Annotated in this window: 1 protein-coding gene; it reads right to left on the reverse strand. The window is 66.3% G+C overall.

Annotated features, from left to right (window positions below):
• Positions 1-502, reverse strand: a 502-nt coding sequence (locus QN222_RS30450; RefSeq protein ID WP_284005757.1) for a hypothetical protein, incomplete at both ends; no start/stop codon positions are given.

The raw sequence follows: 502 nt of genomic DNA on the forward strand, positions 1-502 counted from the left end.
GGTGGCCGGCAGCGCGTTGATTTGCGCCGAAATGTCGAGTTGCTCGCCGGCGGTGCCCGCCACGACAATCGTGCCGTCCGACGCAAGGATGGTGAGGTCGCCGAGGCGAACAATGCCGTTCTCGATCGCGATGGTCGTCGGCGAGGCAAGCTGCAGCGGGACCTTCTTCGGGGTTGCCGAGAAGGACGCCAGGCGGATTTCCGTGCGACCGGCATTGCTTACGAGATCGCCCGTCGCCGCGACCGGCGCGCCGTCATAGGCAGCGTCGATCGAGAAGCCGGTCCGTCCTGCCTGCTGCTCGAAGGCGAGATTGAGGCCCGAGACGCGGTTTTCCCCCTGTCCGAGGCTTTCCGCACCGATGTTGCCCCGGATCGCCAGCCTGGCGATATCGGCGATGCTGATGTCGGCGGTCGGTCTGGCAATCGTCAGCGCATTGCGGCTGATGCTGCCGCCGCTTGCCTTGAGGGCGATCGAGGTGACGCCGTTGACGGTGCGTACGGTG

Source organism: Sinorhizobium sp. 6-70, assembly GCF_030124375.1.
Lineage (GTDB): Bacteria > Pseudomonadota > Alphaproteobacteria > Rhizobiales > Rhizobiaceae > Sinorhizobium.